Origin of the sequence: Stenotrophomonas sp. CASM106 (genome assembly GCF_049384825.1) — a bacterium.
GTDB classification, from domain to species: Bacteria; Pseudomonadota; Gammaproteobacteria; order Xanthomonadales; family Xanthomonadaceae; genus Stenotrophomonas; species Stenotrophomonas muris.
Map to the genome: position 1 here is coordinate 138,412 of NZ_JBMRFS010000008.1, position 18,053 is coordinate 156,464.

Consider the following 18,053-nt stretch of genomic DNA (forward strand, 5'->3'; position numbering starts at 1 on the left):
CGGGTCCGGGGCGCGAGGCGAGGTGCCCAGTCTAACCATTCGCATGCGTATGTTGCACCCCGGGAGTCACGTCCCGCCGTCGATCATGAACCCGTCGCGGCCGTTGGCCTTGGCCTGGTAAAGGGCGGTGTCGGCGCCTTCCACGAAATGGTGCGGTTGCAGGTCACCGTCGGGCACGCGGGTGAATACCCCGATGGTGAGCGTGACGCCGTCATCGCTGCCATCGCCCGGCGCCGGCAGTGCACGCACGCAGGCAATCAGGTCCTCGATCACCCGGCGCGCGCCCTCGGCCGGCGTATCCGGCAGCACCAGTGCGAATTCGTCGCCACCGTAGCGCGCCGCCATGTCGCGCGGGCGACGGGCATGCGCGCCGATCAGGCGGGCGACATCACGCAGCACGCGGTCACCGACCTGGTGGCCATGGCGGTCGTTGTGGCGCTTGAAGTGGTCGACGTCGATCAGCGCCAGGCTCAATGGCTTGCCACTGCGCCGCGCGGCGTCGCATTCCTGCTGCAGTGACTGCTCGAAGCGAAGGCGGTTGCCCAGGCCGGTGAGGGCATCGCGGTTGGCCAGGCGGTGCCAGGCCGAGATCCGCCACACCGCCCAGACCAGCAGTGCCAGCACCACGCCCAGCATCGCGCTGGCCGGTGCCCACCACAGGTCACCGGTGCGCAGCAGCAGCCAGCTCAGCAGCGGCGGCATCGGCAGCGAACACAGCGCGACCAGCCACGGCAGGCGCAGGCCGAGCAGGATCACGCACAGCGCCACCAGCACGCCACTGATGGCGTGCTGCCAGGCGTGCGGCAGCACGTCGATCTGCTTGTGCTGCAGCAGCATCGAGGTGATGTTGGCCTGGTACTCGCTGCCGCTCATCCAGAACTCGCGGGTGGTCGGGGTCAGCAGGCGAGGCGCGATGCCGCTGGCCGTCATGCCGACCACGATGCGGCGGCCATGCAGCATCGCTCCATCCACGTGCCCATCGAGCACGTCCGCATAGGACACCTGCGGCAGCCGCTCGGGCGGGCCGGCGTAGCGCACGCGCACGTAATCATCGCGACGCCATTGATAGGGCGAGCCCAGCGCCGGGTCGGGGTCGGGCAGGCCGCGTACCGCACCCGCCGGCAGGTCGGCCAGTGCCAGGCCCAGTGCCGGCCAGTGCGGCCGTCCGATACCGGCGTGCAGATAGACGCCGCGGGCGACGCCGTCCCCATCCACCTCGACATCGGTGTGGCCGATCGCGGCGGCACTGGCGGCGATCTGCGGGATCGGCAGCATTTCCTCGGCCATGCGGTCGCCGGCCGCCGGTGCCGCCAGCACCGGCAGCACCACCCGGCCGTTGCGTCGGATCGCGGCCGCCAGCTCATCATCCTGGCGGCTGTCGCGACGGTCGGGTTCGGACAGCATCAGGTCCAGCGCAACGCGTTCGGCGCCGGCATCGGTCAGGCGGTCCAGCAGGCGGGCATGCACCGAGCGCGGCCAGGGCCACTGGCCGATACGCTGCAGGCTGCCTTCGTCGATGGCCACGATCAGCACGCTGGGGTCGGGGCGGTAGTCCCAGTTGCCGATCAGTGCGTCATAGGCTGCCTCGTCCTGGCGCCACAGCCATTGGCCCTGGCTGGCCACGATGGTCAGCACGCCGGCCAGCAGGGCCAGCAGGATCCGCTTCGACCATGGCAGCGGCGAGCGCCTCACAACAACAACCAGAGCAGCAGTGCACCGCCACCGGCGCCGTAGCACAGGCGGCATGGCAACGGGATCTGCTGGGCAGGAGAGAACTCGCCGGCGTGGCCGTCATCGTCGATGTACTGCACGCGCACGTGCAGCGTGCCGCTCCACGGGCGCTTGAAGCTCACCTGCGGCTGGGCCACCGTTTCATCGATCAGTGGGGCCTTGAAGTCACCGCGGCGATCCACCTGCACCCGGTAGCGCTGGCCTTCGCTGCCGGCCTGCCAGCGCAGGGTGAGCTCGCCGTGCGCGGCCTCGGGCGGTTGCAGTGCCGGGTCCACCGGCTCGTTGCTCAGCTGCAGCGGCAGCGCCTGGCCATAGCGGCCCTGGTGGCCTTCGGCATCGCGCGAGGCCACGCGCCAGTAGTACTGTCCGGGCGGCAACGGTTGCGCCAGGCGCAGGTCGGTCGCATGGGTAGCCTGCTCCTGCAATGGCTGCCGGAAGCTGGGTTCGGCGGCGATCTGCAGCACGCTGCTGCGTGCACCGGGGGCCTGGCTCCAGCGGAAGCGCGGGCGGTCGCTGTTGATCGTCTGCCCATGCAGCGGCGATATGGTCAGCGGCGGCGGTGGCTGGTCACTGAGCTCGAAATCGGCGCTCGCATCCAGGCCTTCGACGCCCTGTGCGTCGACCGCGCGCAACAGCAGGCGCAGCTGGCCGGGCGGCAGGTCGCCGATCGCCAACCGGGTGTCGGCGGTGGTGGTGGCGAACAGCAGGATCTCCGGCGTTGCCGCCTGCACCACTTCCACCCGGTAGTGATCGGCGCCAGTGACCGGTTCCCAGGCAAGCAGGGTCGGCAGCGGCGCCAGGCGCAGCGCGTCATTGCGCAGCGCCGGCGCCGGCAGCAGGGCCGAGACCGCGGCGGGGGCCGCATCGGCGCTGCTGCTGCGGGTGGACTGCCCCGGGCGCACCAAGCGCTGGCCATGGGGGTTGCCGACCTGCACCTTGCCCTGCAGGACCTCGGTGGCGCCGACGTGCCCGGTATCCCCGGCGCTGACCCGGAACACCGTGCCGCGCACGCTGCTGGTCGCGGTGGGTGCATCGATGATGTAGCGCGAGGCCGGGCCGCGCGCCGGCGTCACCCGGTTGCTGGCGCGCCCCTGCTGCAGGCGCAGGCGGGTGTCGACCATGCCGGTGTGGCCATAGCGGCTGAGCTGGTCCAGGCGCAGGCGCGAGTATTCGCGCAGCTGCAGGCGCGAGGCATCGGCAAATTCCAGCGTGATGCTGGAATCGCCCTCGGTTTCCACGGTGTCACCGATATGCAGCTGCTCGCCGGCCTGGAGCGCACGGGTCGCCGTGCCATCGGCACCGGACAGCTCGACCTTGCCGCGCACCGACAGCACCCGGGCCGGCGCCGGTTCGGTGCGCAGCCAGCTGATCGGGAAGCGCAGCAGCTGGCCCGGCGGCAACTGGTAGGGGTTGTCGATGCGGTTGTGCTGCTGCAGCTGCTGCCAGCGTACCGAGGGTTTCAGGTACAGCCCGCCCAGGTCCCACAGGGTGTCGCCGGGCCGGACCCGGTAGTTCCAGTCCTGGGCGCCGGCGATGGCAGGCGGCAGGAGGAGGGCGCAGAGCAGGGCGCCCGTTAAACGCATGGCGAACGACAGAGAGCGGACGACGGTCACAGTTTGCAATCCCGGCAATGCGGGGGTGCAGCTGCAAGACCCCATGGCCCCGACCTCATCCCCCCGAACGGATCGTGGCGACCGCAAGGCCGCCAGCGCGCGCATTATTGCCCGCGTTCAGTGCAGGGATTCTGAACGGAGCGGGCTTCCGTTCAGAACAGCAGCGACGCCATCCTGCGGCGGTACTGGCCCACCAGGTCCTCGTCGGAGATCACATTGAAGGCGTCGATCAAGGCTTTGCGTGGCAGGCCCTCCTCGAATCCACGGTCGATCCGCAGCATTTCCAGGAACTGCGCCAGGGCGGCCTCGTCATGCCCGCCCAGCAGCAGCTGCACGCCGCGCAGGTGGCGGGCCTTGAGATCCTTGCCATCAGCGGCGATGCGGGCCTCCAGCACCTCGGCCGCCGGGGCATCCTTCAGCGCAGCGGCGAAGGCCAGGCGGGCACGGGCGCGCACGGCGCGGTCGTCGGTGGCCAGATTGGCCGGCAGGCCGTCGATCAGCGTACCGGCCTCGTCCACGCCGCCGATCTGCAGCAGGGCCAGGGCCAGGTCGAGCTTCAGCTCATCCTTGTCCGGCTCGGCGGCGATCTGCGCGCGCAGTACGTCGACCTGCGCCTGCGGGTCCAGCGGGGCGTCATCTTCAGGGGCGGCATCGCCGACATCGGCCGGCACGATGCCGTGCTGGGCCAGGAATTCACGCAGCTGGCCTTCCGGAATGGCGCCGGGGAAGCCGTCCACCAGCTGGCCGCCCTTGACCAGGAACACGGTGGGCACCGAGCGGATCTGGAAGGCCGCCGCGATCTGCTGTTCCTTGTCGACATCGACCTTGGCCAGCTCGAAAGCGCCGTTGTACTCGGCAGCCAGCTTTTCCAGCATCGGGCCAAGGGTCTTGCACGGCCCGCACCAGGTGGCCCAGAAGTCGACCAGCACCGGCGTCTGCAGCGACTTCTGCAGGACTTCGGCCTCGAAGGTCGCAGTGGTGGCGTCGAATACGTAGGTCGTCTCGGTCATGGGGGAGGCATCGCTTGGCATCTGGAGACCGATTCTATGGTGACGATCGATGTCGGTCTCAACCCTGCCATCACGGAGTACGCCCTCGAGTGGTGCTGGCGGGCCGGCAGGGGCGCAGTGCAGCGTGTGGATCACCCACTAGCCGGAGGCGATAGGCTTCGATGGGGAGGCGCGCTTGCGACAGGGCGGAACTGCCATGCCTCGAGCATCACGGTAGGCGCAGCAGGCGGATATTGAAGTGCTCTGGAATGCGCCGCGCTTGGCGCATCGCGCCGCTACCGCGACAATGCCGTGGTCCATTCCTTTCCAGGTGATTGCGCGCAATGTCCGTGGTCCGGCTTGATCGTTGGTTGGGGCTGCTTGCGGCAGTCGTATTCGTCCTGGCCGTGGCCGGCTTCGGTGCCGGCCTGGACGGCTATGCCCAGGCTCGCCACCCGGTGGCGCTGCTGGGTGCGCGCGGTGTACCGCATGCGCTGGCCTTCAATCTGCTGGGTTTCGTGCTGCCCGGCGTGCTGGCGGTGGCGGTGGCTGAACGCCTGCGCCGCAGTCTGCCGGCCACTGCTGGCTGGGCGCCACGGGTCGGCAGCCAGATGCTGCTGCTGGCCGGTCTGGCCTTTGCCGCGATGGGGTTGCTGCCACTGGACGTGGATGACCTGCATGGGCCCGCCAGCCAGCTGCATGCCAGCGCCTGGATGATCTGGGTGCTGGGTTTCGTCGCGGGCACCGTGCTGCTGGGCGTGTCCCATCTGCGCCAGGCGCATGGCCGGGCCTTGGGCGCAGTGGCCCTGGGCTGCGGCGTGCTGGCCGCGCTGGCGGCGTTCGCCCTGCAGGGCACACTGCCGGCGCCGATGGCACAACGGCTCGCGTTCGCCTGCTGGCTGGTCTGGCTGGCGGCGGCCCTGCCGCTGTCGCGCCCGCGCTGAGACGCCTCCCCGAGCGCCGCGGCGCCGGCGTCCGGCAGGCAGGATTGGAGCCATTTGCCGCACTGCGGTACGCTGTACCGCTTTGCCGCCGCATCCGCGTGTTCCATGACCAGCGCTGAAACCAACGCCTACGACCCGCAGCAGGTTGAATCCGCCGCCCAGCAGTACTGGGACGCCACCCGTGCCTTCGAGGTCGACGAGACTTCGGACAAGCCGAAGTACTACTGCCTGTCGATGCTTCCGTACCCGTCCGGTGCGCTGCACATGGGCCACGTGCGCAATTACACGATCGGCGACGTGATCAGCCGCTACAAGCGCATGACCGGCCACAACGTGCTGCAGCCGATGGGCTGGGACGCGTTCGGCCTGCCGGCGGAAAACGCTGCGATCAAGAACAAGACCGCGCCGGCGGCGTGGACCTACAAGAACATCGACCACATGCGCAGCCAGCTGAAGTCGCTGGGCTATGCCATCGACTGGTCGCGCGAGTTCGCCACCTGCCGTCCGGACTATTACGTCCACGAGCAGCGCATGTTCACCCGCCTGATGCGCAAGGGCCTGGCCTACCGCCGCAACGCGGTGGTGAACTGGGACCCGGTCGACCAGACCGTGCTGGCCAACGAGCAGGTCATCGACGGCCGCGGCTGGCGCTCCGGTGCGCTGGTGGAGAAGCGCGAGATCCCGCAATGGTTCCTGCGCATCACCGACTACGCCCAGGAACTGCTGGACGGCCTGGACGAGCTGGACGGCTGGCCGGAATCGGTCAAGACCATGCAGCGCAACTGGATCGGCCGTTCCGAGGGCCTGGAGATCCAGTTCGATGTGCGCGATGTCGATGGCAGCGCGCTGGACCCGCTGCGCGTGTTCACCACCCGCCCGGACACGGTGATGGGCGTGACCTTCGTGTCGATCGCCGCCGAGCACCCGCTGGCGCTGCATGCGGCGAAGAACAACCCGGAGCTGGCGGCGATGCTGGCCGACCTGAAGCAGGGTGGCGTGTCCGAGGCTGAACTGGAAACCCAGGAAAAGCGCGGCATGGACACCGGCCTGCGCGCGCTGCATCCGGTCACCGGCGAGCCGGTGCCGGTGTGGGTCGCCAACTTCGTGCTGATGGGCTACGGCACCGGCGCGGTGATGGCCGTTCCGGGCCATGACCAGCGCGACAACGAAGTGGCCAACAAGTACGGCCTGCCGATCAAGCAGGTGATCGCGCTGAAGGATGCGCGCACCGAAGAGGAGCGCAACTGGGACGGTAGCCGCTGGCAGGACTGGTACAGCGACAAGAGCCGTGCCTTCGAGCTGGTGAACTCGGCCGAGTTCGACGGCCTGGATTTCCAGGGCGCCTTTGAAGCCCTGGCCGAACGTTTCGAGCGCAAGGCCCAGGGCCAGCGCCGCGTCAACTACCGCCTGCGCGACTGGGGCGTGAGCCGCCAGCGCTACTGGGGCTGCCCGATTCCGGTGATCTACTGCGCCAAGTGCGGCGCGGTGCCTGTGCCGGAAGAGCAGCTGCCGGTGGTGCTGCCGGAAGACGTGGCCTTCGCCGGTACCGGCTCGCCGATCAAGACCGACCCGGAATGGCGCAAGACCACCTGCCCGGATTGCGGCGGCGCGGCCGAGCGCGAGACCGACACCTTCGACACCTTCATGGAGTCGAGCTGGTACTACGCCCGCTACACCTCGCCGGGTGCCCGTGATGCGGTCGACAAGCGCGGCAACTACTGGCTGCCGGTGGACCAGTACATCGGTGGCATCGAGCACGCGATCCTGCACCTGATGTATTTCCGCTTCTACCACAAGCTGCTGCGCGACGCGCGGATGGTGGACAGCAACGAACCGGCGCGCAACCTGCTGTGCCAGGGCATGGTGATCGCCGAAACCTATTACCGCCCGAACCCGGACGGCTCGAAGGACTGGATCAACCCGGCCGACGTGGAAGTGCAGCGCGACGAGCGCGGCCGCATCACCGGCGCCACCCTGATCGCCGACGGCCAGCCGGTGGTGGTCGGTGGTACCGAGAAGATGTCCAAGTCGAAGAACAACGGCGTGGACCCGCAGGCGATGGTCGGCAAGTACGGCGCCGATACCGTGCGCCTGTTCTCGATGTTCGCCGCACCGCCGGAACAGTCGCTGGAGTGGAACGAAGCCGGCGTGGACGGCATGGCCCGCTTCCTGCGCCGCCTCTGGGCCCAGGTGCAGAAGCACGCTGCCGACGGTGCCGCCCCGGCGCTGGATGCCGCGGCGCTGGATGCCAACCAGAAGGCGCTGCGCCGCAAGACCCATGAAACCATCGGCAAGGTCGGTGACGACTATGGCCGCCGCCACAGCTTCAATACCGCGATCGCTGCGGTGATGGAGCTGATGAACGCGCTGGCCAAGTTCGAGGATGGCAGCGAGCAGGGCCGCGCGGTGCGCCAGGAAGCGCTGCAGGCGATCGTGCTGCTGCTCAACCCGATCACCCCGCATGCCAGCCACGCCCTGTGGCAGGTGCTGGGTCATGGCGAGACGCTGCTGGAAGACCAGCCGTTCCCGCAGGCCGACAGCAGCGCGCTGGTGCGCGATGCGCTGACCCTGGCGGTGCAGGTCAACGGCAAGCTGCGTGGCACCATCGAGGTGGCGGCCGATGCCGCGCGCGAGCAGGTCGAGGCGCTGGCCCTGGCCGAGCCCAACGCGGCCAGGTTCATGGAAGGCCTGACGGTGCGCAAGATCATCATCGTCCCGGGCAAGATCGTGAACATCGTCGCTGCCTGATGTCCCCGGCACCGGTCACCCGCGCGGTGGCCGGTGCCATTCCATGAGCAGGGCCGGGCGCCTGATGGCCCTGCATTCACGCGGCTTCGGGCACGCTGTGTGTTGCCGTGATCGCCCGGCTCCGCCAGACTGTCTCCATGACCCGAATCCTGCTTGCCCTCGTTCTTGTCCTCGGCCTCGCCGGCTGCGGTTTCCATCTGCGCAACAAGCTGATGCTGCCGACCGACACTGCCCCGGTGAAGGTGGTCTCCACCGCCCCGTACAGTGAACTGGTCAAGCTGCTCAACCGCAGCCTGCTGGCCTCCGGTGCCAAGCTGGCCGATGAGGACAGCAAGGGACCCAACGCCCAGCTGCAGGTGCTGTCCGAGCGCTGGGGTGACCTGCCGATCGCCATCGACTCGCAGGGCCGCGCACAGGAATACAGCCTGCGCTACGCGGTGATCTTCATCTTCCGTCGCGAGGATGGCAGCGAACTGGTGCCGCAGCAGGTGATCGAACTGTCGCGCGACTATGTGTCGCCGCCGACCGACGCCACCGGTACCACCACCGAACGCGAAATCCTGGCCACGGAGCTGCGCCGGGAAATGTCCGCCTCGATCATCCGCCGTATCGACAGCGTGGTCCGCGCCGAGATCGAGAAGGGCGGCAGCCTGTCCGCGCCGAAGGCCAAGCCGATCGAGGGTGCGGTGCCGGCCGCCGACGTCAAGCACTGAGCGGCAGCGACGATGGAACTGCGTCCGGAGCAGCTGGCCAGCCAGGGCGCTGACACCCCGTTGGCGCCGGTGTACCTGATCGCAGGCCCGGAAACCCTGCGCGTGCTGGAGGCGGCAGATGCCGTCCGCGCGCGCGCGCGCGCCTCCGGCATCGGCGAACGCGAAGTGTTCGACGCCGACGGGCGGGATTTCGACTGGAACCAGCTCGACGCCAGCTTCAATGCGCCCAGCCTGTTCAGCGCCCGCCGCCTGGTCGAGGTGCGCCTGCCCAGCGGCAAGCCCGGCAAGGACGGCGCCGAAGTGATCAGCCAGTTCTGCGCCAATCCGGCGCCGGACGTGGTGCTGATGATCACCGCCAATGAATGGAGCAAGGCCCATCAGGGCAAGTGGGCCGAGGCGGTCAGCCGCATCGGCGTGCTGTCGGTGGCCTGGGCGATCAAGCCGCACGAACTGCCGGACTGGATCGAGCGCCGCCTGCGCGGCAAGGGCCTGCGTGCCGACCCGGCCGCCGTGCAGCGCCTGGCCGAGCGGGTGGAGGGCAACCTGCTGGCCGCCGCCCAGGAAATCGACAAGCTGGCGCTGTTGGCCGATGGCCAGCCGCTGGATGTGGAGCGGATGGAATCGCTGGTGGCTGACGCTGCCCGCTACGACGTGTTCCGGCTGGTGGAGGCGACGTTCTCCGGCCAGCCGCCGGCCGTGCTGCGCATGCTGGCTGGCCTGCGCGGCGAAGGCGAAGCGGTGGCCGCACTGATGCCGATCGTGATCCGTGAACTGCTGGCCGGTGCCGGCCTGGCCCGTGTGCAGGCCCGTGGCGGCAACCTAGCCGCCGAAATGAAATCGCGTGGCATCTGGGAATCACGGCAGGCGCCCTACAAGCGCGCGCTGCAGCGGCACCCGGAAGGCAAGCGCTGGGAACGCTTCGTGGCCGAAGCCGGGCTGGTCGACCGCATCGCCAAGGGGCGGGCCGACGGCGATGCCTGGCTGGCGCTGGAGCGCCTGCTGGTGGCCGTGGCCGAACCGCGTGCCGTGCGCCTGCTGGCGCGGGCCTGAGCGATGAGCCTGCGGATCTATTACGGGGGCACCTTCGATCCGGTGCACCTGGGGCATCTGGCAATCGCGCGAGCCGCCCGGGACGAACTGCAGGTGGCCGTGCGCATGTTGCCGGCAGGCGATCCGCCGCACCGTGCGGTGCCCGGCGCTACCGCCGAGCAGCGCTGCACCATGTTGTCGCTGGCCATCGGCGACGAACCGGGCCTGCTGCTGGACCGTCGTGAACTGGACCGTGCCACGCGCTATCCCGGTCGTCCGTCCTACACCGTCGATACCCTGCGCGAGCTGCGTGGCGAGCTGGGCCCAAGCCGGCCACTGGCCTGGCTGGTGGGCGCCGACAGCCTGCTGGGCCTGTCCGGCTGGCACGAATGGGAGGCCCTGTTCGGGCTGGCCCACTTCGTGGTGGCCGAGCGGCCGGGCAGCCCGCTGCAGGCGTCGATCGACGGTGAACTGGGGCGTGCCCTGCAGGGGCGCTGGGCCGACAACGAACAGGCCCTGTTCGCCAGCCCGGCCGGACGCATCCTGCGCCTGCACCACCCGCTGCGCGAGGAATCGGCCAGCGCCGTGCGCTCGCAGATCGCCGCCGGTGGCCCCTGGCGCGCCCTGCTGCCGCCGGCTGTCGCGGACTACGTCGCTGCACACGGGCTGTACCGCCCGGCCACAGCGTGAATGGCGCCGCCGTGCCATCCCCGTATAATCGCCCCCACGTTTATCGAGTCGATCCACTTTGAGCAACCAGACCCAGCCCCAGACCATCAAGGTCGATCTGCCCAGCCCGCCGCCGTCCGTGCCGGAACTGCTGGCCAGCGTCCGCCAAGCCACCGAAGACCTGAAGGCCAAGGACCTGGTCGAGATCGACGTGCGCGGCCGGTCCAGCGTTGCCGACTACATGATCGTCGTTTCGGGCACCTCGACCCGCCACGTCAAGTCGATCGCCGATGAAGTCGTGCGCTTCGCCAAGAACATCGACGTGATGCCGCTGGGTGTTGAAGGCGAGCGCGAAGCCGAGTGGGTGCTGGTCGATCTGGGCGACGTGATCGTCCACGTGATGCTGCCGCGCGTGCGTGAGTTCTACGCCCTCGAGCGCCTGTGGACCGTTGGCGACCAGCCGCCGTCCAGCGACGACGAAGTGGCCTGAGCCGCACGTTGATGCATCCCTTCGACGGCGCCGATGGCGCCGTCGACGTTTTGGAGGACCGTGTAGATGAAAGCCCGCCTGATCGCCACCGGTGAACGCGCGCCCAGCTGGGTCGCGCAGGGCTTCGCCGAGTACCAGAAGCGGCTGTCGCACTGGCTGCCGTTCGAGCTGGTGGAAATCGAGCCCGGCTTGCGCGGCAAGGGGCGTGATCCGCGCCGCGCCACTGAAGAGGAAGGCAAGCGGGTCATCGCTTCGCTGCCGAAGAACGCCTATGTGGTGGCGTTGGATGTGCCAGGACGACAGCTGAGTTCCGAACAGCTGGCACAGCGCCTGGAGCATTGGCGCGGGCAGGGCCGCGACCTGGCGTTCCTGATTGGTGGCCCGGAAGGGCATTCGCCGGAGGTGTCCGCGCTGGCCGATGAGAAGTGGTCGATCGGACCGCTGACGCTGCCGCACATGCTGGTGCGCCTGGTGGTGGCCGAGCAGCTGTATCGGGCCGCCGCAATGATTGCCAATCACCCCTACCATCGCGCGTGAAGAGTGGTTATACTAGTCGTCTGCCCGAATAGCTCAGCCGGTTAGAGCACTTGACTGTTAATCAGGGGGTCGTTGGTTCGAGTCCAACTTCGGGCGCCACCTTGAGAAACCTGCATCGCAAGATGCAGGTTTTTTTTTGTCGCTACACTCTGCTGCTGCAACCATGGATGCCGATCGTGCGCGTGCTGCTGTCCTCGAGCTTCCTGCTGCTGGCGATGGTGCCGTTCGCCACAACGAAGGCCGCGCCTTCCACCTGGCATCCGCCACAGGGCACCACCGAGCTTCCGTTGTGGCCGCAGGGCACGGTGATCGCGCCACCGAAGTTGAAGGGGCCCGAGCAGGTCAGCGAAGTGATCTCCGAAGCCAGTGGCGAACACTGGATGATGCTGCAGAACGTCGCTGCGCCGACCCTCACCGTGTTTCCACCGAAGGGACCGGCCACCGGCACCGCGGTGATGGTGGTGCCTGGCGGAGGCTATCGGGTGCTGGCGATGGACCTGGAAGGCAGCGAGATCTGCGACTGGCTGACCGCACAGGGCATCACCTGTGCATTGCTGAAGTACCGGGTGCCAGCCTCTGGCCCGAACTGGGACCCCGAGTGCAACTGCCGCGACTTTCCGAAAGTGCCGATGGCCCTGCAGGATGCACAGCGTGCAATGGGCCTGCTGCGCGCACAGGCCGAGCGCTGGTCAATCAATCCCAAGCGTATCGGGGCGATCGGCTTTTCCGCCGGTGGTCACGTGGTGGCTGGACTGAGCACGCACGCGCTGCGCAGCTACGCGCCGGTCGATGCTGCGGATGAGCAACCCAGCCGTCCCGATTTCGCCATGGTGATGTATTCCGGGCACCTGTGGGCAGGGCACGGGAAGGGATTGTCGCTGGTCAGGGACATCACCGTGGATGACAAGGTGCCGCCGACGTTCATCGCGCAGGCCACCGACGATCGCACCGATGACGTGCGCGAATCGCTGGCCTATTACCGTGCCCTGGCGGACGCGGGGGTGCCGGTGGAAATGCATCTGTTCGCACGCGGCGGCCACGCATTCGGGTTGCGCATGAAGGATGCACCGGTCGCGGCGTGGCCGCAGCTGGCCGAGCGCTGGATGCAGGATATCGGCATGCTGGCGGATCGCCAGTTGTAGAGCCGAGCCATGCTCGGCTGCCTGTGTGAAGCCGGGCGTGGGCTCGGCTCTACAGTGCCAGCTCACCTCTGCAGAAGGCCACCAGCGTGGCGATCGCCACCGCCAGGATCGCGCCGAACAGTACCCACTCCCAGCGCGTGAATACCCGCTCGCCGCGCTGGCGCCGGGTCAAAGCGAACAACACCACGCCGGGCACGTACAGCAGTACCGACAGCAGCAGGTTGTCCAGGCCGCCGGCATACACCAGCCACAGCGCATAGGCGCTGGCCAGCAGTGCGACCCCGAAATCGCGCCAGCGCACGCCTGGTTCGCCGGCGTAGGCCTGCCCGCGCCAGGCCAGCTGCACGCCGAACGCGGTGGACAGGAAGTAGGGCACCAGGCTCATCGACGCAGCGAGCAGCACCAGCCCGGTGTAGCTGCCCGAACTGACCAGCACCATCAGCAGGAACAACTGGATCAGGCCATTGCTCAACCACAGTGCATTGGCCGGCACGCCACGCGCGTTCTCGCGGCCGAGGAAGGCCGGCATGGTGCCGTCACCGGCGGCGGCATACAGCACTTCGGCGCACAGCAGCACCCAGGCCAGCAATGCGCCGAGTACGGAGACGATCGAACCGATGATGATCACCGTCGCGCCCCATTCGCCGACGATGGCGCGCAGCACGTAGGCCATCGACGGATTGGGCAGCCCGGCCAGTTCGGCCTGCGACAGCACGCCCATCGACAGCAGGCTGACCAGTACCAGCAGCAGCCAGACCCCGAGGAAACCGATCACCGTGGCACGGCCAACGTCGGCACGGCGCGCGGCACGCCGCGAATAGATGCTGGCCCCTTCGATGCCGATGAACACCCACACGGTCACCAGCATCATGCCGCGCAGCTGCTGGCCGAGGTCGCCGAGTGCGGGCGTACCGAGGAAATCGGCGCGGAATACGTCCATGCGGAACGCGCCCGCCGCCAGGATCAGGAACAACGCGATGGGCAGCAGCTTGGCCACCGTCACCAGGCCGTTGACGATGGCGGCCGTGCGCAGGCCGCGCAGCACCAGCAGGTGCACGGTCCACAGCAGCAGTGATGAAGCGGCTACGGCGGCGGGTGTATTGCCTTCACCGAAGACCGGCACGAAGTGGCCGAGGCCACTGAAGATCAGTACGAAGAAGCTGGCGTTGCCGAGCACCGACGCCACCCAGTAGCCCCACGCCGCGGAGAAGCCGATGTAGTTGCCGAAGCCTTCGCGCGCATAGGCGTAGATGCCGGTATCCAGGTCGGGGCGACGATTGGCCAGGGCCTGGAACACGAAGGCCAGCATCAGCATGCCGGCGCCACTGACCGCCCAGCCGATCAAGGCGGCGGCCGGGCCGGCGCTGCGCGCGACGTTCTGCGGCAGTGAAAAGATGCCGGCGCCGACCATCGAGCCGACTACCAGTGCAGTCAACGCGGGCAGGCCCAGCCGTTGCGATGTCGCGGCCATGGAGATCCCCTGCGGCGCGAATGCCGCGAGCATACGGTAGCCATGTCCTCGTGAACATGTCCGCAAGAGCCAGCGGGCAAGCGCCAGCCTGCAGGAACCGGCCCGCGTGAAAACGACGAAGGCCCGGGCAACGGCCCGGGCCTTCGAAGGTGACGCTGCAACCGGTCTTACTTGAACGTGTACTTGAAGCCGACGGTGTAGTAACGGCCCAGCGCACCGGAGAAGTGCATCGGGTTGTAGTTCACCGCGCCGTAGGTGGTCGGATCGAGCGGGGCGATGCGGTCGAACACGTTGGCCACCGAGGCGTTGAGTTCGAACGAGTCGTTGATGCTCCAGCGACCGGACAGGTCCATCGTGGTGAACGAAGAGATCTTCTTCACCGGCGTACCGTCAGCGTAGAAGGCCAGGTAGCTGCCACCACGGCTGTCGATGTTGTCCATCTTGCTGATGTAGTTGACGATGCCGCTGACGCTCCACGGGCCCTGCTTCCAGGTGGTGCCGAAGTTGACCTTGTCCTTCGGCGTACCGATGCAGTTGGTGACGTCGCAGTTGCCGTGGGTACCCACGTAATCAACCGTGTCGCCGCCTTCGGTGCGCTCGAACTTCAGGATGTGGCTCCACTGCAGGTCCAGCTCCAGCTGGCCCGGGCCGATCTCGAAGGTCTGGCGGATATCGGTATCGATACCGCGCACGCGCGACGAGCTGGCATTCACGTAGCCGGTGTTGACCGCCAGGATGGTGCCGCTGTTGGCCACGCCATTGAGATTGTTGCTGTCGCGCAGCACGTTGCCGGCCAGGATCGCCGCCGCCGTGCTGCCCTGCACGATCTCGTTGGTACGCTTGATCTGCCAGGCATCGACGGTCATCGAGGTGGTCGAAGTCGGCTGCAGCACGATGCCGACCGAGTAGCTCTTGGACTCTTCCGGCTTCAGCAGCTTGTTCGGCTTGGTGATGATCGCCACCGAATTGGCGCCACATTCGCTGGCAGCGCCGCCGCTGATCTGGCAACGCACCGGGTCGACCGCAGTGGAGAAGGCGGCCAGGCCACCGTCACCGTTCTCGGCCGGGTTCGGCGCGCGGAAACCTTCGGCGTAGCTGGCGCGCAGGGCGATCCAGTCGGCCGGGGTCCACTTCACGCCCAGCTTCGGCGTAGCCTTGCCTTCGCCGCTTTCGTACTTGTCGTAACGCAGGGCGCCGGACAGTTCCAGCTGTTCCAGCACCGGTGCCGACAGTTCGACGTAGCCGGCGTAGACGTTCTGGGTGCCGTCATAGGCCGAGTAGCCCAGGCCGATGATGTCGCCCTGGTCGGTGTAGGTCTGCGGGGTCAGGCTGTTGCTGGTCTTGCGCCACTCGGTACCGATCGCCAGGCCCAGCGGACCACCCTTCAGGTCCATCAGGCTGCGCGAGACGGTGAAGTCGAACATGTCCAGGCTGGACTTGGCGCGGGCGCTGATCGTGGGCGAGATGTAGTCGTACAGCGCCTGCGAGTTCTTGCCGGCATCATCACCGATACGCCACACGCCACCGGCGCAGTTGGCATTGCCCAGTGCACACTGGACGGCGCTGTAGCGCAGGAAGCCGGTGCGCTTGTTGGTCAGGTCGGTGCCCGAGTGCAGGTAGGCGGTGTCGTAGCTCCAGTCGCCCCAGTTGCCTTTGATGCCGACCAGGAAGCGGTTGAACTCATTGGTGTTGTCGGTCACGCGCGGGCCGACATCCCAGGCCGAGTAACGCACGCGGCGCGCCGTGCCCGGGGTCGGGTTGTCGGGATGGTTCGGGCCCAGCACGGTGGCACCGGGGCCACTGTTGGCATTGACCGGGCCGCCCGGATAGCCCCAGCCGCCCGACACGCCGGACGGGGTGTTGCTGAAGATGGTTTCCTTCTTCGAGTAGCCGATCTCGGTGTAGATCTCGCCGCCTTCACCGAAGGCGAAGCTGGCGCGACCGAACACGTTGACGTACTTCTCTTCCGGAATCAGGTCGCGGTACTGCTGCGCCGGATCCCACAGGCAGCCATCGGCGGCGATGCTGGCCGGGGTCTGCCCACCGATGGTGGTCAGGCCGGCGCAACCCGGCAGCGGCACCAGATGGCCGGTGGCGTCGAGGTAGGAGCCGTTCGGGCCGGAACCGCCGGAGGTGCCACCACGGGTGTAGGCACCGCCGAGGAACTGGGCGGTCTTGTCATAGCCCCACGGGCGGGTGTCACCGGTACCGATCCACTTGCGGTTCTTGCGGTCGCTGATCTTGATCGCGTCGGTCTTGCCAACGTCCAGGCTGAAGAAGGCGTTCCAGCCATCGGTGGCCAGGTCACCGGTACCGGCGGTCAGGGTTGCTTTCCGGGCGTCGCCATCGCTGTCACCGGACAGGCCGTAGGAGCCACGCAGGATGGCGCCCTGGAAGTCGCTGCGCAGGATGATGTTGACCACGCCGGCGATGGCATCGGAGCCGTAGATCGCCGAAGCGCCGTCCTTCAGGACTTCCACGCGCTCGACGGCATCGAGCGGAATGGTGCTGAGGTCGGTGAAGACCTTCTGTCCGTCATCGGCCAGGCCATAGGTGGCCATGCGGCGGCCGTTCAACAGTACCAGCGTCGAGCCGGCGCCCAGGCCGCGCAGCGAGATGCCGGCGCCACCGCCGGCGAAACCGTTGCCGAAGGTCTTGGGAATCGAGCCGGCGCCATCGGCGGTGATGGTCTGCAGGTACTCGGCCAGCGAGGTCTTGCCGGTGCGGTCGATTTCCTGGCGGGTCACCACCTGCACCGGCGACGGTGTCTCGGTGTTGGTGCGCGGGATGTTGGAGCCGGTGACCGTGATGCGGTCGAGGTTGGTGGCCTTTTCCTGCGCGAAGGCGGAGGAGGAAGCGACGGCGCCGGCCAGCAGCAGGGCGCCGCCGGTGAGGATGTGGGTGATGGACGATGCCAGGGTGCTGCGGCGGCGGCTGGCGGGCCGTTGGATCGGGTGTTTCACAGCTTCTCTCCTAACTGGAAAACCGTAGCGTTGAGGGCTGTCGCCGGATCGATACCGGGACGCGCCAATCTAGGTTTCCTGCAGGTGACGAAGTCGTGAAATTTTGCTTAATCGGTAACGCTTGGTCCTTGGCCTGTCCGCATTTCCCGGGCAGCGGCAGGGACCGGCCCGGCGCGAGGCCGGGCCGGTGGTGGGGCTCAGTCGGGCAGCGAGAACTGCACCGGTACCAGGCCGATGGCCGGAACTGCCACGCCGTCACGCTGGGCAGGCTCGAAGCGCCAGTGCCGGAGCACCTGCTGGCGGGCGGCCTGGTCCAGGTTGCGCGAGCCGCTGCTGCGCTCGACGCTGACCGCGACCGGTTGGCCATGGCTGTCCACTTCCACCCGCAACAGCACCGTGCCCTGTTCGTGGTTGCGCAGGGACTGGATGGGGTAGGTCGGCGGCGGGGCGCTGCGGTACTGCAGCTGGGCGCCGGCCAGAGGGGTGGACGTGTCGATGCTGGGCGCCAGCTGCGGCGGAGCCGGTTCGGCGGCCGGCAGCGCGATGCCCTGGGTCTCCTCCACGGTCGCGGTGGGCGCGGGCAGTGGCGGTACCACCGGCTGCGTTCGCGGTTTCGGCACCACCTGGACGATCTCCCTGGGCGGGACCGGAACCGGCGGCGTTGGCGGTGGCGGGATCTTCTCGATCAGCCGGACCGGCGTCTTTTCACGCGGGACCTGCACGGCCTGGTAGGTCGCAGGGATGAGCAGCAACAGGAAGGCCAGCAGGTGCAGGGCGATCGCCGCGCTCCAGGCGGCCACCCGGGCGGGGTCGAAATGCAGGGATGCAACGGGGTACGTACGAACCATGATCCACCTCCATGCCAGTGACGAAGTCCTCAACGCACCAGGGCCCGTGGCGGGGTTGCCGCACGCGGCTGGCAGTCCATCAGTAGCGCGGCATGACGGCTACTGCCTAGAGGCAGGGGCATGATCGTTGGGCTGGCCTTCAGCCAGTGACGGCGGAGGGCACGAA

14 protein-coding genes and 1 tRNA gene are annotated in these 18,053 nt (G+C 68.1%); 9 read left to right on the forward strand and 6 right to left on the reverse strand.

The genetic code is table 11. The annotated features are described in order from the left end of the window. Nucleotides 1-66 precede the first annotated feature (66 nt). The 3 genes from VG556_RS17895 to trxA form a co-directional block, all read right to left on the reverse strand. Complete coding sequence (locus tag VG556_RS17895) at nt 67-1,692, reverse strand: CHASE2 domain-containing protein (protein WP_049406215.1); 1,626 nt, start codon at nt 1,690-1,692, stop codon at nt 67-69. After that, nucleotides 1,689-3,389, reverse strand: coding sequence for a FecR family protein (locus VG556_RS17900; RefSeq protein WP_100450433.1), 1,701 nt, complete (start codon nt 3,387-3,389; stop codon nt 1,689-1,691). The genes VG556_RS17895 and VG556_RS17900 overlap by 4 nt, the downstream gene beginning before the upstream one ends. A gap of 107 nt (nt 3,390-3,496) precedes the next feature. Continuing rightward, nucleotides 3,497-4,354, reverse strand: coding sequence for a thioredoxin (gene trxA / locus VG556_RS17905; protein WP_014038035.1), 858 nt, complete (start codon nt 4,352-4,354; stop codon nt 3,497-3,499). A gap of 323 nt (nt 4,355-4,677) precedes the next feature. Here trxA and VG556_RS17910 point away from each other — a divergent pair, with 323 nt between their 5' ends. From VG556_RS17910 to VG556_RS17950, 9 genes are all read left to right on the forward strand, one after another. Continuing rightward, nucleotides 4,678-5,277 (forward strand): DUF998 domain-containing protein, encoded by a 600-nt coding sequence (locus VG556_RS17910; protein WP_075076259.1) that lies wholly within the window; start codon nt 4,678-4,680, stop codon nt 5,275-5,277. A 105-nt stretch (nt 5,278-5,382) separates the two neighbouring features. Beyond that, nucleotides 5,383-8,025: a leucine--tRNA ligase gene (leuS, locus tag VG556_RS17915; protein ID WP_046431889.1), complete on the forward strand. Its 2,643-nt coding sequence runs from the start codon at nt 5,383-5,385 to the stop codon at nt 8,023-8,025. A 137-nt stretch (nt 8,026-8,162) separates the two neighbouring features. Then, the gene (gene lptE, locus VG556_RS17920; RefSeq protein ID WP_032961942.1) at nt 8,163-8,738 is read left to right on the forward strand and encodes an LPS assembly lipoprotein LptE; all 576 of its coding nucleotides are present in this window, start codon (nt 8,163-8,165) and stop codon (nt 8,736-8,738) included. Between the two features lie 12 nt (nt 8,739-8,750). Beyond that, nucleotides 8,751-9,788 carry a DNA polymerase III subunit delta gene (gene holA, locus VG556_RS17925; RefSeq protein ID WP_032961944.1) on the forward strand — a complete coding sequence of 346 codons (1,038 nt, stop codon included), beginning with the start codon at nt 8,751-8,753 and terminating at the stop codon, nt 9,786-9,788. A 3-nt stretch (nt 9,789-9,791) separates the two neighbouring features. Further along, nucleotides 9,792-10,457 carry a nicotinate-nucleotide adenylyltransferase gene (gene nadD / locus VG556_RS17930; protein ID WP_014647945.1) on the forward strand — a complete coding sequence of 222 codons (666 nt, stop codon included), beginning with the start codon at nt 9,792-9,794 and terminating at the stop codon, nt 10,455-10,457. Between the two features lie 58 nt (nt 10,458-10,515). Then, the gene (gene rsfS / locus VG556_RS17935) at nt 10,516-10,926 is read left to right on the forward strand and encodes a ribosome silencing factor (RefSeq protein ID WP_005418109.1); all 411 of its coding nucleotides are present in this window, start codon (nt 10,516-10,518) and stop codon (nt 10,924-10,926) included. A 66-nt stretch (nt 10,927-10,992) separates the two neighbouring features. Further along, nucleotides 10,993-11,463, forward strand: coding sequence for a 23S rRNA (pseudouridine(1915)-N(3))-methyltransferase RlmH (rlmH, locus tag VG556_RS17940; protein ID WP_046431872.1), 471 nt, complete (start codon nt 10,993-10,995; stop codon nt 11,461-11,463). A 22-nt stretch (nt 11,464-11,485) separates the two neighbouring features. Then, a tRNA-Asn gene (locus VG556_RS17945) sits at nt 11,486-11,562 on the forward strand. 116 nt (nt 11,563-11,678) lie between these two features. Further along, nucleotides 11,679-12,605, forward strand: coding sequence for an alpha/beta hydrolase (locus VG556_RS17950; RefSeq protein WP_423172667.1), 927 nt, complete (start codon nt 11,679-11,681; stop codon nt 12,603-12,605). A gap of 49 nt (nt 12,606-12,654) precedes the next feature. On the opposite strand, the gene VG556_RS17955 is transcribed toward VG556_RS17950, so the two are convergent. The 3 genes from VG556_RS17955 to VG556_RS17965 all read right to left on the reverse strand — a co-directional run bounded on the left by VG556_RS17955 (nt 12,655) and on the right by VG556_RS17965 (nt 17,887). Next, a complete protein-coding gene (locus VG556_RS17955) occupies nt 12,655-14,076 on the reverse strand; it encodes a basic amino acid/polyamine antiporter (protein ID WP_046431885.1) in 1,422 nt (473 codons plus the stop codon). A 167-nt stretch (nt 14,077-14,243) separates the two neighbouring features. Further along, nucleotides 14,244-17,039 (reverse strand): TonB-dependent receptor, encoded by a 2,796-nt coding sequence (locus VG556_RS17960; protein WP_014647941.1) that lies wholly within the window; start codon nt 17,037-17,039, stop codon nt 14,244-14,246. A gap of 197 nt (nt 17,040-17,236) precedes the next feature. Continuing rightward, a complete protein-coding gene (locus tag VG556_RS17965) occupies nt 17,237-17,887 on the reverse strand; it encodes an energy transducer TonB (protein WP_100450431.1) in 651 nt (216 codons plus the stop codon). Nucleotides 17,888-18,053: the final 166 nt, after the last annotated feature.

What these genes read in the sequence shown, in the direction of transcription:
- VG556_RS17900 (WP_100450433.1), bottom strand. Translation starts at nt 3,389, where the DNA reads ATGGGGTCTTGCAGCTGCACCCCCGCATTGCCGGGATTGCAAACTGTG.
- trxA (WP_014038035.1), bottom strand. Translation starts at nt 4,354, where the DNA reads ATGACCGAGACGACCTACGTATTCGACGCCACCACTGCGACCTTCGAG.
- VG556_RS17910 (WP_075076259.1), top strand. Translation starts at nt 4,678, where the DNA reads ATGTCCGTGGTCCGGCTTGATCGTTGGTTGGGGCTGCTTGCGGCAGTC.
- leuS (WP_046431889.1), top strand. Translation starts at nt 5,383, where the DNA reads ATGACCAGCGCTGAAACCAACGCCTACGACCCGCAGCAGGTTGAATCC.
- lptE (WP_032961942.1), top strand. Translation starts at nt 8,163, where the DNA reads ATGACCCGAATCCTGCTTGCCCTCGTTCTTGTCCTCGGCCTCGCCGGC.
- holA (WP_032961944.1), top strand. Translation starts at nt 8,751, where the DNA reads ATGGAACTGCGTCCGGAGCAGCTGGCCAGCCAGGGCGCTGACACCCCG.
- nadD (WP_014647945.1), top strand. Translation starts at nt 9,792, where the DNA reads ATGAGCCTGCGGATCTATTACGGGGGCACCTTCGATCCGGTGCACCTG.
- rlmH (WP_046431872.1), top strand. Translation starts at nt 10,993, where the DNA reads ATGAAAGCCCGCCTGATCGCCACCGGTGAACGCGCGCCCAGCTGGGTC.
- VG556_RS17950 (WP_423172667.1), top strand. Translation starts at nt 11,679, where the DNA reads ATGGTGCCGTTCGCCACAACGAAGGCCGCGCCTTCCACCTGGCATCCG.
- VG556_RS17955 (WP_046431885.1), bottom strand. Translation starts at nt 14,076, where the DNA reads ATGGCCGCGACATCGCAACGGCTGGGCCTGCCCGCGTTGACTGCACTG.
- VG556_RS17965 (WP_100450431.1), bottom strand. Translation starts at nt 17,887, where the DNA reads ATGGTTCGTACGTACCCCGTTGCATCCCTGCATTTCGACCCCGCCCGG.